15 protein-coding genes are annotated in these 13,928 nt (G+C 60.3%); 1 reads left to right on the top strand and 14 read right to left on the bottom strand.

Annotated elements, in window-relative coordinates; genetic code table 11:
• Window positions 1-5: 5 nt before the first annotated feature.
• Both G3O06_RS05555 and tssI read right to left on the bottom strand, forming a co-directional pair.
• Window positions 6-428, bottom strand: coding sequence for a DcrB-related protein (locus tag G3O06_RS05555; RefSeq protein ID WP_205815337.1), 423 nt, complete (start codon window positions 426-428; stop codon window positions 6-8).
• 21 nt (window positions 429-449) lie between these two features.
• A complete protein-coding gene (gene tssI / locus G3O06_RS05560; protein ID WP_205815338.1) occupies window positions 450-2,570 on the bottom strand; it encodes a type VI secretion system tip protein TssI/VgrG in 2,121 nt (706 codons plus the stop codon).
• Window positions 2,571-3,090: 520 nt separating this feature from the next.
• On the opposite strand from tssI, the gene G3O06_RS05565 reads away from it, so the two are divergent.
• Window positions 3,091-3,852 (top strand): DUF4113 domain-containing protein, encoded by a 762-nt coding sequence (locus tag G3O06_RS05565; RefSeq protein ID WP_205815339.1) that lies wholly within the window; start codon window positions 3,091-3,093, stop codon window positions 3,850-3,852.
• A 389-nt stretch (window positions 3,853-4,241) separates the two neighbouring features.
• Here the strand turns inward: G3O06_RS05565 and G3O06_RS05570 are convergent, their stop codons facing one another.
• The 12 genes from G3O06_RS05570 to G3O06_RS05625 all read right to left on the bottom strand — a co-directional run.
• The gene (locus G3O06_RS05570) at window positions 4,242-4,601 is read right to left on the bottom strand and encodes a hypothetical protein (RefSeq protein WP_205815340.1); all 360 of its coding nucleotides are present in this window, start codon (window positions 4,599-4,601) and stop codon (window positions 4,242-4,244) included.
• Window positions 4,602-4,613: 12 nt separating this feature from the next.
• Window positions 4,614-5,006, bottom strand: coding sequence for a hypothetical protein (locus G3O06_RS05575; protein WP_205815341.1), 393 nt, complete (start codon window positions 5,004-5,006; stop codon window positions 4,614-4,616).
• A 260-nt stretch (window positions 5,007-5,266) separates the two neighbouring features.
• Complete coding sequence (locus G3O06_RS05580) at window positions 5,267-6,262, bottom strand: hypothetical protein (protein WP_205815342.1); 996 nt, start codon at window positions 6,260-6,262, stop codon at window positions 5,267-5,269.
• A gap of 120 nt (window positions 6,263-6,382) precedes the next feature.
• On the bottom strand, window positions 6,383-7,048 hold the full coding sequence (locus G3O06_RS48885) for a hypothetical protein (RefSeq protein WP_241019529.1): 666 nt from the start codon (window positions 7,046-7,048) through the stop codon (window positions 6,383-6,385).
• Between the two features lie 333 nt (window positions 7,049-7,381).
• Window positions 7,382-9,046 (bottom strand): IS66 family transposase, encoded by a 1,665-nt coding sequence (locus G3O06_RS05590; RefSeq protein ID WP_241019531.1) that lies wholly within the window; start codon window positions 9,044-9,046, stop codon window positions 7,382-7,384.
• A 31-nt stretch (window positions 9,047-9,077) separates the two neighbouring features.
• On the bottom strand, window positions 9,078-9,428 hold the full coding sequence (gene tnpB, locus G3O06_RS05595; RefSeq protein WP_205815343.1) for an IS66 family insertion sequence element accessory protein TnpB: 351 nt from the start codon (window positions 9,426-9,428) through the stop codon (window positions 9,078-9,080).
• Entirely contained in the window at window positions 9,404-9,919 is a 516-nt protein-coding gene (locus tag G3O06_RS05600; RefSeq protein WP_346779486.1) for a transposase, read from the bottom strand. The genes tnpB and G3O06_RS05600 overlap by 25 nt, the downstream gene beginning before the upstream one ends.
• Window positions 9,920-10,165: 246 nt before the next feature.
• Complete coding sequence (locus tag G3O06_RS05605; RefSeq protein WP_205815344.1) at window positions 10,166-10,495, bottom strand: hypothetical protein; 330 nt, start codon at window positions 10,493-10,495, stop codon at window positions 10,166-10,168.
• Window positions 10,496-11,174: 679 nt separating this feature from the next.
• Window positions 11,175-11,939, bottom strand: coding sequence for a hypothetical protein (locus G3O06_RS05610; protein ID WP_205815345.1), 765 nt, complete (start codon window positions 11,937-11,939; stop codon window positions 11,175-11,177).
• Between the two features lie 71 nt (window positions 11,940-12,010).
• Entirely contained in the window at window positions 12,011-12,457 is a 447-nt protein-coding gene (locus G3O06_RS05615) for a hypothetical protein (RefSeq protein ID WP_205815346.1), read from the bottom strand.
• 171 nt (window positions 12,458-12,628) lie between these two features.
• Window positions 12,629-13,333, bottom strand: a complete 705-nt coding sequence (locus tag G3O06_RS05620) for a hypothetical protein (RefSeq protein WP_205815347.1) — start codon at window positions 13,331-13,333, stop codon at window positions 12,629-12,631.
• Window positions 13,334-13,472: 139 nt separating this feature from the next.
• On the bottom strand, window positions 13,473-13,928 hold a 456-nt coding region (locus G3O06_RS05625), incomplete at its 5' end, for a hypothetical protein (RefSeq protein WP_205815348.1).

Below are 13,928 nucleotides of genomic sequence, written 5' to 3' on the forward strand. Positions count from 1 at the left end.
CGGCCTCAGATCGGATCGCGCAACTGAAGGCTCTGAATCACCGCCTTGATTTGTTCGCGCTGGGTGTCGCTCAACGTACCGGGCGTGGTGAAGGTCAACATCAGCACAACCTCGCCGTACTCCACCATCGTCAATCGCTGGTGGATCTGTGCTTGGTTGTTCGCCCACGTAAACTCGTGTACGTGGGCGGCGCGCCCGGATACGGTGGCATCTTCGTTTGCCACCTCGGCATAGTCTGGCACCTGCTTCGCCACCTTCCGGATCTCGCTTGTCACATATTCAGCGAACTTCATCCCCCATGGCAGCCGCTCGCGCGTGATCACGAAACTGACGCCTTCCGTGCCGCTTGCCGCCGACACGAATACGTTCATCGTCTTGTCTTGCCACTCCTCGGGCAGCGCCAGCGTGCCTTCCTGCATCTGGTACATGTTGGGTAATCCTGATGGGTTTTAGCCGTTCTTCGGGTTGATGTCGGTTCGGGATGCCTGAATATTGATGTTCCCGGCGTCGAGGTGGATCACCGAATCACCTTTGTAGATGTCAATCGAGTCCGCTGTCATGTGGATCTTCGTACCGCCATCGCCGCCGACCTTGATCCACAGCTCCTTGGCTTCGAGCGTATGCACGCCCTGCGGCGTTTTATGCGACGTGTCACCTTGCGTCACGACGTCCGACAGATTGCCGACCGCGACTGTCGTCGTGTGGTTACCCTTCCCGACCTCGACGGTCCGATCGCCTTTGAGTACCTGAGTCCACTGCGCGTCTTCGACAACCGTATGCATGTCCTTCTGTGCATGCATATAGAGCATCTGCGCGCCGTTCACGTCGCTCATCAAGAGTTCGTTGGAACCCTCACCCTTGTGCGTCTGGCTCTTGATCCCCATCGTCTGGCCGGCCGCACCGTGATACGGATTGCCCTGCTCGCCGTTGAACACGCGGCCGACGATCACCGGGTTATCCGGATCTCCCTGGTTGAACGCAACGAGCACTTCCTGCTTGATCCGCGGAATCGCGGCCGCGCCCCAGCCGTCGCCCGCCCACGGTTGCGACACACGCACCCACATCGAATCGGAGCCATCCTTCTTGCCGCGCCGGTCCCACGGGAAGTGCACCTTCACCGCGCTGCCGTTGGTGTAGATTTCCTCGCCCTTCGGCCCCACGACGATCGCCGATTGCGTGCCGTGAATCACCGGCTTCGGCGTGCCGCGCGTCGCGCGATACGGAATCTTCTTCGGCAACAACGCGAAGCTGTTGCGGTACGGCAGTTTTGCGCTGTGCTGCGTGTAGTCGTTCACCGCCTCGTGACGCACTTGCAGGATCACGTATTCCTGATTGTTTGCGAGCACCGGGTGATTCGCGACGGTAACAGCGCCGGCCGTCGTCATGCGCCACGCGTAGCCGCCGCCGGTATAGCGATGGGCCTGCGCCTCCTCGGCCTCCATCGCGAAACGGGCGTAGCGGTTGCCGTCGTCGCCGTGGTCGTACAGCGACTGGTGCTCGAACCGCTCGGTCGCGTCGAGCCGCGCGTGCTTGAGGTTTTGCGGCCCGGCTTCCACCAGCATCAGCGGCGACGACGGGTTCTGGTGGTTGAAGTCGCGGAACGTGACCTTGCCGACGCCAAAGCGCCGACCTTCGTGCAACTGGTCGATACCGCTGTCCTCACTCGCCTCGGTAGCAGCGAACGGCACCGAGGCCGGCCCGTCGATCGGGCGGAACAGCAGGTTCGTGTCGCCGATCACCAGGATGTGCTTGTCCTTCTCGTAGCGGTGCGTCCAGACCAGCCCCTCCTGCTCCATCAACCGTGCACAGAAGTTGTAGTAGCTCTCCTGGTACATCACGACGTACTCGAGCGGCTTCTGGCTCGTCCGGATGTCGAACGCGAAATCGGAAAACCCGTGTTCCTGGAAGATCTCGGTGAGGATGTCCTGCGCGGTCTTGTTCTGGAAAATCCGGCAGTCGGTCGAGCGGGTCAGGAACCAGAACCACGGCACCGCCGTCAGGTGGTATTGCGTGACGTTCCCGGGGTTGCCGGCCCGGTCGAACGACGCAACGTAGCCGTCGAAGTAGCGGTCGTTGTCGCCGGAGCCCGATGCGACGACGCGCTCGAGCGTCGACAGGCGCGCCTGCTGGTCGAGCTTGATCTTGACCTGCTGGCCGATCAGGTCCTCGGGGCGAAGGTCGTGGCGGTGCGACAGCAAGTCGAGGTGGATTTCCGGCAACCGGTTCACGTACTCGTCGACGACGGCCGCACTGACCAGCAGCACGTCCGGTCCGAGCGGCGTGTCGAGCGACACGTAGCGATTGAGCTGGGTCAGGCGCGCGGGGTTGGCGGCGCCGTTGATCGCTTCGGCGACTGCGCCGGGCGTCTTGTCCATCAGCGAGAAGCCGGTCTGTGCGAGCTGCATCGCACGCTGGAGCGTGTCGACGTGACCGGCCAGGCCCGCGAGCGGCCCGAGGCTGCCGGCGACACTCGACGCAACCGGGCCGGCGAGGCCGCCGAGCGCGCTCAGCGAGCCGAACGCACTACCGCCCAATCCAGTGGGAATACCCCCATTCGGAGCGAAACTCATTCTTGTTCCTTCTTGTGATCTCAGGTTCCAGGGGCCGGCTGGCCGGCCCGAAGCCCCGATAATGTAGGACAAAACCCGATCGCGTGAAAGATATAGGCAAACGTTTTCGTTCGGGCCCTGAAAACCGAAAAGCACGGCCGGCGGCCGTGCGCCGGTCGGCACGGGAAAACACACAATCTTCACGAGGCATGTGACAGTCCCGTCCGGGGCGCAGCATCGCGCCGATGTGAGTGGGCACCAACGCGTCTAGCCGCCTGCAGGCCCTAAGCCGCGCCGCGCGCGGCCGATCGTCGTGCTACCCGATCAGCGCGGCGTTAACGCCACGTTCGGTGGCCACCAGGACCTCCACGCACAACAGAGGTGCGCTCGCGCGCTGCAATGGATCGGCATACCAACGTGCGTCAGCCTCGGCTCAACCTACACCGGGACCAAACTAGCCAATCACGTCGCCAAGAAGCGCCCGCACTGGAACGGCGTGTGCGACCTCACTGCGATGCCGCGCGGTGCGCTGGCGACCCTGATGAGGGAAGTCGACGTCGGCGACGTATGGGGTGAGGGGCCGCACTTAGCGCCGCGGCTGCGCGAACTGGGTATCGCGTCGGCACTCGACCTCGCACGCGCCGACCCCGAGGCGATCGCTGGGGAGTTTTCCGTGGTCCTTGCCCGGACTGTTCGCGAGCTGCGCGGCACGCCCTGGATCGACCTGGGCGCGGACACTGCGCCGCGCAAGCAGATCATGACGTCGCGCTCGCTCGGCCGCGTCGTGCTCGAGCAATCCGAACTCGCCGAGGCGATTGCAGAATTTGCTGAGCGCGCTGCGCACCGTCTGCGCGCGCAGCGCTCGCGGGTGGGCGCACTGCAGGTCTTCATTCGCAACAGCCCGTTTCGGGAGCGGGAAGCGCCTTTCTCCGCGTCGACCTCGATCCGGCTGACACCGGCAACCCAAGACACCCGGCAGATCGTCGAAGCCGCACGATACCCGCTACGCGGGATTTTCAGGCAAGGGGTGCGTTACGCGAAAGCGGGCGTGATGCTATTCGACCTCAGTTCGGTTGATGTCGAGCAACTGGAACTGTTTGGGGCCGACGAGACGACAATGACGGGCAATGGCCGAGATCCGCAAGCGCTGATGCAGACTGTCGACGCATTGAACGCGCGCTTTGGTCGCGGCACCGTGAAGTTAGCCTGCGCCGGACTCGCGCAGGAGTGGCGGCACCGACCGGAGCGGCTAACACCAGCCTACACGACCGATTGGAACCAACTGCCAATCGTACGTGCTTAGGCTGCCCGACTCGGGACAGGCGATGACGCCGGCGGTACGACGAATCAAAAAAAAGCGTCGCACTTTCCAGGGCGACGCTTCAAAAGTGTTCTAGCCAATCCGAGGGCCGTGCTAGAACCTGAGAGGACTTCAGTATGACATAACTGCTTCTCATCGGGAAGCCGTTTTTCCAAGCTACGCAACACATCAATGCCAATGGCTTTCAGCCGGACGATTGCTGCTACAACGACAAACGTGCAGAAATACATGCGGATCGGCGCCTTTCGCGTTCTGCCTCGATCGAATTCGCGCTGTCTCAGCGACATTCCACACATAGCCCGCCGATTTGATCGCGGGGGCGATTAACAGCAGGCAAAGCAGCGCCGCGATCGACAGCAGGGGCGACGAAATCATCGACTTTCCCCTGCATTGGCGACCTCAAACTCAGGCAAGCGACATTGGCCGAGTACGGGCGGGCGTGGCCGAACGTACTCGCCGTTCCGTCGAAAGCCACGATGGCCGCTCGCCGGATCATCCACCGGCCATTTACCATGAACCATGAAATACAGTCGCATGAGGTAGTCATCTTGAGTCGCAAGATGACCCGCGTGCCACCAATGCTCATCGAAAAACGACGATTGGGAAAGCGTTTCGACCACTTCCCTATGCTCATCCAAACGCTTGCCGACGCTGCGAGCAAAATTCAGTTGTGCGGTCAGGTCTTTGTGCCGAACCAGCCCTAACCGTCTGAGAATCGAATCGAAATTCATCGTCTCGCTCCGTCAGAGAACTCGGAGATTCGAGAGCATGACGTCACGCGTGTTCTGTGTCGGATGGTCCGCTCTGACCCCGCCTTCGTCTGGGGCTTCCCCGGGTTCGGCGAATGCGGCCAGACAGACCATCAGTTCCTTCGAGACGCCGAGGCCGATACCCATTGAGGCCACGTCTTCCAGCAAGAGGGGGCCGTTCATCAGTACCTTCGCCAAACCCCGCACGCTTTCCACGAGCGCGCGGTCCTTATCTGTCCATCTGTCAGGCGGGAGATTGCGGAGGTCCAGGAATTCTTTCAGCCTTTGCGGCATGGGGCGCCGGCCGACGCGAGTCGCATACCCCGACATCACGGAATCCGTGATGGTGGTCCCCACGAGCATGTTCCAAAGGTGTTCCGGTTGCATTCGAGCTCCTGTCAGTTATCCGATATGGGCGTGTCGCTGTTCTCGGCAGCGACAGGAACCCTTGGCCAAAATTCTATTGACGCCGCTTCCGCGCAGGAATCCGGAATGAGCGCCTATTTGGGCCTCTTTATGACGTACGCGCGGTCAGCTCGAATGTTCCCCGACACGAACTTGCGAAATTTCGCAAACTGGACGCACCAATAAAAGACCCGCCGGTGCTCCTTTCGGAGCAGACGGCGGGCGGACTTCATGTTGATGGATTACATGGTGGGCGAAGACGAATTGTCCTGCATGTGCCTAGGGTTCTCGAACGGAATGGCGAAGTGCGCCGCCAGTTCCGCGATCGATTGTGACGCGCACTTCACAGGAACGTCCGTGTGCTTCACTTCGGCTCGAAAGAAAAACTCGTCATCGGTAACCACCAGCATGTCGCACTCGGAACGGACGGAATTCTCGTCGCCCGCATCCAGTGCGTCTTCAGGATCAGTCTCCGGATCGTACTGAAGATACTGAGCACGACAGTCGTGCTTCTCGACCGTGTACAGATCGTTGGCTCTGACCACCGAGGACAGCTTGACGATATCCTGGGCCGACTCCTCACTCACCTCGAAGATTGCGACCCGAGGCTGGTTATCCAGATCGCCGCCGCCCGTTACTTCGACGCGGTAGGCCTTTGGCGAACGCGCGGGTGTGGCCACCGTAACTTCCGGCCGTTTCCCCGTTGCCTGTCCTGCTACGGGATGGTTCTGGTAGGCCGACCATGCTTCATCGCTCGTCTCGGGACGATATCCCAGGTTCTTCCATGCCAGTACGCCACGGACATAGCCGTGTGCATAGGCGCGATCGTGATGACCCTCCATGTCCCTGACCGCCGCACGTTCCGCTTCGGCCGTGCCATCGTGAAAGCCCCAGTTGAATCGCACGCGCTCCGGGAAGGAGCCATTTCGCTGCCAGTTCCTTTTCATGATCGTCAAAACGTCGCTGGGCGTGCCGCGTTCCAGCGCCTCTTCGACCATCTTCAGGAATGCCACCTTGTCCCGCTCTGGGCCCACGTGGGCAGTTGCTGCCGGATCCGGCTTCCCGGACCACGAGTTCTTTTCGCCTTCCGAGTTGTAGAGAACCACCTCGTAAGCGTCGTCGTAATCTGGACGGCCGCGGAGCGCTACGTGACCAATCGCAACTCCATCGACCTTCGCGATTTCCGTAGTGAAACCGTCGGACGCCCAGACGATTTCCGGCAATTTCACTTGATTCATGTTGCTTCTCCAAAGTTGATTGCGAGAAGCGCTCCCCACGATCGGGGAGCGCCCCCGCGAGGGTTTGAAAAGGGACTTGAGGCCCGTTCCCCCTCGAGGGGGAAACGGATATCGAGTTGACTACTTGCGCTCGAGCATGCCAATCGCGGCTGAGATGGCCTCGGCCGATTCATGGCGTTTGCCGAGCTCGTTGAAGCGGAGGGCGTTGCGCAGCATCTGCAACGGATCCGAGGTCAAAGCTTGAGGCGTCGGATCCGGTTGCGAAACCGCCTGAACGTCGCAATCGACGGAGTCGACCGCGCTGGACAAGTCAGTGCCGTTGTACTCCTTCAGCATCGCGGAAACGACGTTCCAAGCGGAGATTGCGCGAGGGTTCCCGCTCTTCCGCACTGCTTCTCCCGAGAATTCGAAACCCCAGGCCTTCAGCAGGACGCGCGCCATCCGTTCCGCACCTTCCACGACTTCCAGATCGGTCATCCCGATGGAATCCTCCGGCGAACTACCAAGTTCCCGCGATTCCCCGCCCGGAGCCCAGTGTGGCAGCGAACCGATCGGCGACAGGCCCCAGACCTCCGGGTCATCGCTAACCTCGTTCACTTCCAGCACAGACTCAGCCAGATGAGCCTTTTCTGCAGCGGACAAATCCACCCACTTCAGTCCGTCGAAAGCCTGCGCAGCCACGAGCTTGTCGTTTGCCACGTCGACTACGATACGGCATTGCGTCTCCGCACGGCCGGGCCCGAACAGGTGATTCCAGTTGCCTTCGAAGAGCTCTGCTTCCGGCATTCTCCGTTGTTCCATTGTAAGCGATCGGATAACGACGCCACCCTTGCCGCAGATCACTAGACTTGACATGCGATGGCACCGTGTAATATGGGCGAATGTCTTATTTGCCGTCCGGCCACGTACATCGATAGGGGATACACATAATGCAGGACATCTTTGAACCCCGGCGCGAACCAGCGCGCAGCATCTACCACGCATTCCAAGCCGAGGCGACCAAACGCAAAGGGCGCAGCATCGACGAGTGGCTAGCAGCGGAGCGAGACGCCGTATTTCGCGAAGCGACGCATCAAGCGCAAAGTCTCGGTCTGCGCGCTCCAACGATGGATGAAGTTGTTAGCGGAGAACGCTATGCCGCCGGGTCGGTGGACTATGGCGCGAAGTGGGCATACTGCGTTGTAGAGGCGATGCATAAGCCCGCTTGAACGACGTGTGGCAAGAGCGCGGATCAGCGGAGTCGAGCGGCAGCTTCCACGGAAGCAGCGCGTCGTAGGCGTCAGCAGTTTTCGCCAGAGGCAACCTCTGGAACAGCCAGGCGAGATAGCGATATGGCTCGATTCCATTGGCCTTGCACGTTTCGACGAGGGAGTACAGGTTGGCGCTGGCCTGCGCGCCGGCAACCGTATCGGAGAACATCCAGCCCTTGCGGCCGACGACGAACGGCCGGATCGCGTTCTCGCATAGATTGTTCGAGATTGGCCAGTTGCCGTTCTCGACGTAGCGAACCAGCTTGTGCCACTGTCCGTTCATGTACTGCAATGCCTTGCCGAGCAAACTCGACGGCACGACGCCCGGCAGATGCTCGACCAGCATGCGCTCGATGAGGGAGAGCACGCGGGCGCTGTACCGGGCGCGCAGTCGCTGCCGGCTTTCATACTTCCACTTCGCGCTGCGCGCCTCGGCCGCAAACAGCTTGCCGATCAGCACGACGAAGCGCGTGGCTAGCAGATCGGGCGAGCGAGCAGCCTTCGGTACCGAGTCCTCGGCCTTGATGAAGCCGCGGCGCACGTGTGCCCAGCATCCGAGATGCACGAGCTGGTGATCGTGGGCGATGCCGTTGTAGAGCTCGTACCCGTCCGTCATCAGCACAGTGCCGGGCTGCACGCCGGCATAGAGCTTCTGCGCATGTTGGGCGCCGCGCCCCGGCGAGTACGAGAACATTCGTACAGGCGGCCCTGAGCCGTTGATCTGCGCCCATAGATAACTCTTCGCCTGCGGCCTTCGTCCCGGCTCTTTCAGCACCTGGAACGTTGTCTCGTCGCCGTAGATCAGGTCCGATTCAAGCAGCGCGTCGCGCATCAGGTTGATCACCGGCTGTGTGGCCAAGCCTACCCGCACTACGCTGGCGGCCAGCGTATTCGACGAGATGTCGCCGCCGAAGCGACGCAGCAGCGTGGCCTGGCGATACAGGGGCATGCCGTACTGGTACTTGCCGGTGATGATCCAGGCCAGTGCGGATTCCGTGAGCAGCCCGCGCGGAATGATGCGCGCCGGCGCCGGCGTGACCTTGATACCGAGATCGCAGCATGGGCAAGCGTATTTGACCCGCTGATGCTGAACGACGCGCACTTGCTCGGGAATCACGTCAAGCTGTTCGCTCGTTTCCACGCCGATCTCGACGAGGGCATGGCCGTCGTGTGCGCAGAACCGTTCAGACTCGGGTAGCTCGTGCCGCACGACCTCGCGCGGCAGGTTCGGATCGAGTGGTTTGCGCCCGCGCTTGCTTCTCGTGTGGGCGGCGACCGACGTGCCGGGTACGTCCTCGCGCGCAGGCGCGTCGGTAGTCGTCGCCAGAGCCTCGGCTTCGTTGAACAGACCGAGCTGGTCGGCATGGCGCGCTTCGCTCGATGCGCCGAACAGTTCGTGCTTGTAGGCCCGCAGTTTCTCCTCGGCCAGATCGCGTTGAGCCGTCACGAGCCGAAGCTCACCGCGCAGCGCGTCGCGTTCTGCAAGCAGTGCTTTGTATTCCTCAACACTAGGTATGACGGGACTGGTCGGCATGACCGATTAGACTATGCCGCCCTCGTGATGTTCAGCTCATCCGCGCGTAATATCGCTGAGGATGCTTCTGGATCACGGCCAGGTCGATTCCGTCGAGTAGCCAGTGCAACTGCTCGGCGGTGAGCGTGATCGTGTCGCTTCCGATCGGCCAGATGAAGCGATCGGCTTCGAGTCGCTTGAGCAGCAACCAGAAGCCGTTGCCGCCCCAGCCGAGAATCTTGATACGATCGCGACGGCGGTTGCCGAAGACGAACAGCGCCGAGGTCAGCGGGTTCAGGCGCATCGCCTGTTCGACCAGGATCGACAGCCCGTTGATGCCCATGCGGAAGTCGACTGGATCGCGATGCAGGTAGACCTTCAATCCTTCGTCGAACCGGAACACGGCAACCTCCCCAGCATCTGGACGATCGTGGCCAGTTCGTCGAGGCTCGCCTTCCCAAGATCGAATTCGACGCCGTTGGGGAGACGCACATGCAACGCGATCGCCATCAGCGACTCAGGTGATCGCTGCGGTGATGGCTGCTGTGGCGCCGGCATTACCGGCACAAATGCAGACGTCGACTCGGGTGAGGGATAACGGGACGTTGGCCCTGGAAGATCAATGGGTACGCCGTCGGCCACAACCTCATCGGCCGATGGCTGTGCAAGTTGCCGTTGTTGATGGCCCGCGATCCATTTACGCAACTGGTTCGGATTGACGTCGTGATCCATTGCCGTACGAGCAATCGACACGCCGGGCCGCAGGCACAGCTCGACCAGCTCCTGCCGTGCTGCTTCATCAAATTCGCGGCGACCGTCTCGCTTGCGGCCCACTACCAGTCTGTTTCGAAGATTCGGTTGCTCTGTCATTAAGGTCTGAGTGCAGGTGTCCACGCGGACACCTAGCTTCTGACCTCCTGACCCTCATGGGAAGGGCGTCATTTATTGACCGCTTACGTTCCATTTACTTCTCCACCGTGTGTGTGAGAAGCGCCCCGGCAGCGGGGAGCACTTCCCCGCAAGGGTTATAGAAAGAGGACTTTCAGGACACTGACTTCCCTTTCCATGCACGCCCAGCAAGGGCGCACAACAAAGGAAGAAGGCCTTGCGGCCCCATCCTGCGACTGAAGCCAGGAGACGTCACTCCGCTACGCGGAGGCCGTTACCAAAGCTGACCAACCTGACCGACGCACCGAGGCGTGGCTGATGCAAGCAATCCGCCGAGGCACTGTACAACTCGCCATCGCTGGCGCGCACGCTGACTTCGACGAGATCCTGCGCCGATGCAGCCTGAACGACACGGTTCCCTTGCGGGATCGGTGTCGGAACGAGACGGACACGCACAACAGTGCCGGTAACACCAAGCATCTCCTGCTGATCAGCCTGCTGCGCAAAGGCGTTTCCGCCAGCGAGCATGCTTGCGGCAGCGAACGAAATGGCGACGATCGGGGAGATTGCGAATTTCAACATGGTTTGCTCCTGAATGAAAAATAGGGGCAAACCGATCCCTTTGGGGAACGGAGCCCCAGAGGGAAAGACAAGATGCCGGCAGGCGGCAACACGAAGCACGGACGAGGAATCGACCGAGCAGGCTGGGAAACGGACCAGCTACCGATGGAAAGCGGTTCGAGTATAGCACTTACTTCCTGATAGGAAGATAGGAATGCAGCGCTCCCCCGATCAGGACGTGCTTTCTGTTGCGATCTGACACTCACGAGTTCGCGTGCTTTGGAAACCTCGTCAACCCTCAGCGGGTGCCGCGCGGCGACGGCGATCAGTTTCTCGAGCTCCCGCGAGTGGGCTACTGCAGCCGATCTGGCGAAAGGCGGTACTTCGATGCCCGCCGGTGAGTGCCGCGCCGTGTCGCGCACCAAGCCTTAAGCAAGCGCGACTGACGGCCCTGTACCTGGCCCGTATCCAGCCGCATCAAGCGGCCGATCTCTGTCCGATTCCAGATATGAAACCAGAACCGATCAATCCATTTGTGATTCTCGAAGTCGGCGCCCTTGCGATCGTGATTGGCATATTTTTAAGAATTTTCATTTTCCAATTCGCGGTTAGCATCAAAGGGTCGATTTAACGAGTAAGCTCGCGACACCAGGGCGGCCCCTTTGATCGATTGCGTTCGGCAATGGAATCGAGAATTGAACTACCAACTGCCGCAGGCCGCTATGTGTTCGAGGGGCGCGTCACCATAATCCAGGGAGCCTCTGGCAATCAATAGGCCCTCCACCTCACGAAACTGGATCTCGGTGGAGGCCTCCTCGCTCATCGGCAGGAATTTTCCTGGGCCATGATCCGTGCCATGCAGGAAATGGTCTCCCTGCTTTGCCTCGCAGTGCTCACAGTGATTCATCCAGTAGCGTCCGCCTGCTGCTTCGCTCGTATCAGGCCGGTATGCCGGGCAGATGATTTGTAGTTGCTGCATTGCCGATCCGTTGACACGTGTGAGATACGCAGAGGTTACTGCGTATGGCAATGCCTCCCACATGCTCCAGACGTTCAGGCGACCGTCCCGGGTTGCCTCCGGCATGGACGCCGCCCAATCCAGATCGTCCGGCGTACTGTACAGCCAGCCCGCCGGTGCGCAAACGCATACTGCGTACACGTGCGTGTCCCGATAACATTTCCAACAGGGTACACATGTTCTAGCCACCGACCATCGCGGCGCGACAATCGTCGGAACGTACGGCCGCAGCATTTCGTAAAGACTGCCCCTCGTCATAAACCAGCCTTTTTGTCCCGAGGTATCGAACCATTGCGCACGTCCCCTTTCCGCATCGAGCTCATGCTTTGTTGGTAATAGCAGCGGTACACGCTCAACGGCGGCAAGTCCTCCACCGTCGCTGTATCCACTAACGGCCATCCGGCCCATGAGCCCCGAGCTACCAATCGTGTTGAATACCGTGTTCATGGTTGCACTTCGTAAGAAAGCCCACTCCCAGGGAGAGCGGGCGAAGGCATTGTTGTAGCGAGAAGGAAGATTCAAACGGGCGTTCCTGCCATGGCGTCGGTTCGAAGAGCAACTCGGGCGAATAGTTCGTTCGCATGCTGAAGTGCCTCTGCGGAATTCTCCACACCTTCCAGATCTTCGGTCACATGCACGACTTGGCCGGTTGTGCCGGCCACGTACCAACAACGCTGAAGAGGCTTCTGCTTCTTGCTGAGCATAGCGGCGAAGCTTTGCGCTCCAACAAGGCTGCCGGGTATAAATCGGCCGTTCACCACGATGATGCCCTCGCGCTTGTTAGCCGTGATCGTCGGATCGTCCATCGAGCCGCAGCCGTAATCGAACTCAATGACATAACCGCATAAATCGCAACGACTCGTGTGGACAACATGTCCGAAGAAGTCCTCGTAAGCGACAATGCACGATGTTCGCCCACAATGCGCGCAGTGGCAGTTTTCCTCGATTTCAACAGAGGTCGACATCTCATCTCCTTGAAGCGCGCCCGACTGGGCGCATAAAAGCAATTCGACCAAGGAACGTCCACGCACCTCGGCAAGGCGGAAAAGCCTTTCCGGAAATCCGTGCGGAACCAAAAAACGCCCCCTGAACGTCCCGTAAAGGGACGCGCGGCGGGGGCGTTAAACATTGATGGATCACATGCTCGATGACGGAGCGCTGATATCCGACTGCTTGATGCCTTCGAGGGCAGAGATCTCATCCTGCACGACGTCACACAGATCATTGATACTGTCAGGACTTTTGCAGGCACCGACCAATTCATCAAACAACCCCGAGTCCGTCGACACTGTGAACGCCGCCTGCAATGCATACAGCGCGCCAGTCTGTTCGGAACTGAGCGAGTGTTTCGAAGGCTGGAATTCCAGCGTTGGCCGATCATGCCGTCGCACACGCACTTGCAATTCCGTTACGGCCTGGCTTGCCCGTTCCAACGATTTATCGATTCCGGTCGATTCGTAGCTCGCGTGAACCAGGATTTCTCGCAAAATTTTACCTGGGTCAGAAGCCGCCTTACCGTCGGCTATCATTGCGCGAGCAATGGCATCACCAAACGGCTCCGCCACCTCGTAAGCGAATACGCCAGGATGCTCGCCATTCACATCAAACCAATCGCCAATCAAATCGACGAACAATGCATGACCGATCACTTCATCAATAAATCCGGTCTCACCGCCGAACGGATCCAGATCAACCATCGAATTGCTCGCTCGACTTTCTCGAAGCACGTCGCGTGCACCGATAGCGAGGTAAGCAACAGTCAACGCAACCGGATCGGTAAGCGCTGAATCTACCCCGCTAGCCTTCGCTTCCGTGATTTCCTTGTTGCTAACGTGTGGCATTTTCCTGCTCCTGAATGTAACGCGAAGCAGGTACCCGTGCGGGTATAACTGCCCCGCTAGGGTTGAGATCCGCCCGAGGGCAGATTGATGAGATTGCGACAGTGCCGCTAGGCTGGTTGATGGTCCAGCTCGAGCGTCCTCACTCCGCTACGCGGAGGCCGTCGCCATAGCTGACCAGCCTGACCGACGCACCAAGGCGCGGTTGATGCAAGCGATCCGCAGTAGCGCCGTACAACTCGCCGTCGCTGGCGCGCACGCTGACTTCGACGAGTTCCTGCGCAGACGCAGCCTGAACGACATGGCTCCCTTGCGGGACCGGCGCCGGAACGAGACGGACACGCACGACAGTGCCGGTCGCACCAAGCTTCGCCTGCTGGTCGGCCTGCTGCGCGAAGGCGTTTCCGCCAGCGAGCATGCTTGCGACAGCGAACGAAATGGCGACGACCGGGGAGATTGCGAATTTCAACATGGTTTGCTCCTGAATGAAAAATAGGGGCAAACCGATCCCTTTGGGGAACGGAGCCCCAGAGGGAAAGACAAGATGCCGGCAGGCGGCAACACGAAGCACGGACGAGGAATCGACCGAGCAGGCTGG

The organism is Burkholderia sp. Ac-20345, assembly GCF_017104825.1.
Taxonomy (GTDB): domain Bacteria; phylum Pseudomonadota; class Gammaproteobacteria; order Burkholderiales; family Burkholderiaceae; genus Burkholderia; species Burkholderia lata_B.

Bases quoted from the DNA above. Each gene is read 5' to 3' on its own strand.
- G3O06_RS05575 (WP_205815341.1), bottom strand. From the start codon at position 5,006: ATGCAACCGGAACACCTTTGGAACATGCTCGTGGGGACCACCATCACG.
- G3O06_RS05580 (WP_205815342.1), bottom strand. From the start codon at position 6,262: ATGAATCAAGTGAAATTGCCGGAAATCGTCTGGGCGTCCGACGGTTTC.
- G3O06_RS48885 (WP_241019529.1), bottom strand. From the start codon at position 7,048: ATGCCGGAAGCAGAGCTCTTCGAAGGCAACTGGAATCACCTGTTCGGG.
- G3O06_RS05555 (WP_205815337.1), bottom strand. From the start codon at position 428: ATGTACCAGATGCAGGAAGGCACGCTGGCGCTGCCCGAGGAGTGGCAA.
- G3O06_RS05610 (WP_205815345.1), bottom strand. From the start codon at position 11,939: ATGAACACGGTATTCAACACGATTGGTAGCTCGGGGCTCATGGGCCGG.
- G3O06_RS05565 (WP_205815339.1), top strand. From the start codon at position 3,091: ATGAGGGAAGTCGACGTCGGCGACGTATGGGGTGAGGGGCCGCACTTA.
- G3O06_RS05590 (WP_241019531.1), bottom strand. From the start codon at position 9,046: ATGCCGACCAGTCCCGTCATACCTAGTGTTGAGGAATACAAAGCACTG.
- tssI (WP_205815338.1), bottom strand. From the start codon at position 2,570: ATGAGTTTCGCTCCGAATGGGGGTATTCCCACTGGATTGGGCGGTAGT.
- G3O06_RS05615 (WP_205815346.1), bottom strand. From the start codon at position 12,457: ATGTCGACCTCTGTTGAAATCGAGGAAAACTGCCACTGCGCGCATTGT.
- G3O06_RS05605 (WP_205815344.1), bottom strand. From the start codon at position 10,495: ATGTTGAAATTCGCAATCTCCCCGATCGTCGCCATTTCGTTCGCTGCC.
- G3O06_RS05570 (WP_205815340.1), bottom strand. From the start codon at position 4,601: ATGAATTTCGATTCGATTCTCAGACGGTTAGGGCTGGTTCGGCACAAA.
- G3O06_RS05620 (WP_205815347.1), bottom strand. From the start codon at position 13,333: ATGCCACACGTTAGCAACAAGGAAATCACGGAAGCGAAGGCTAGCGGG.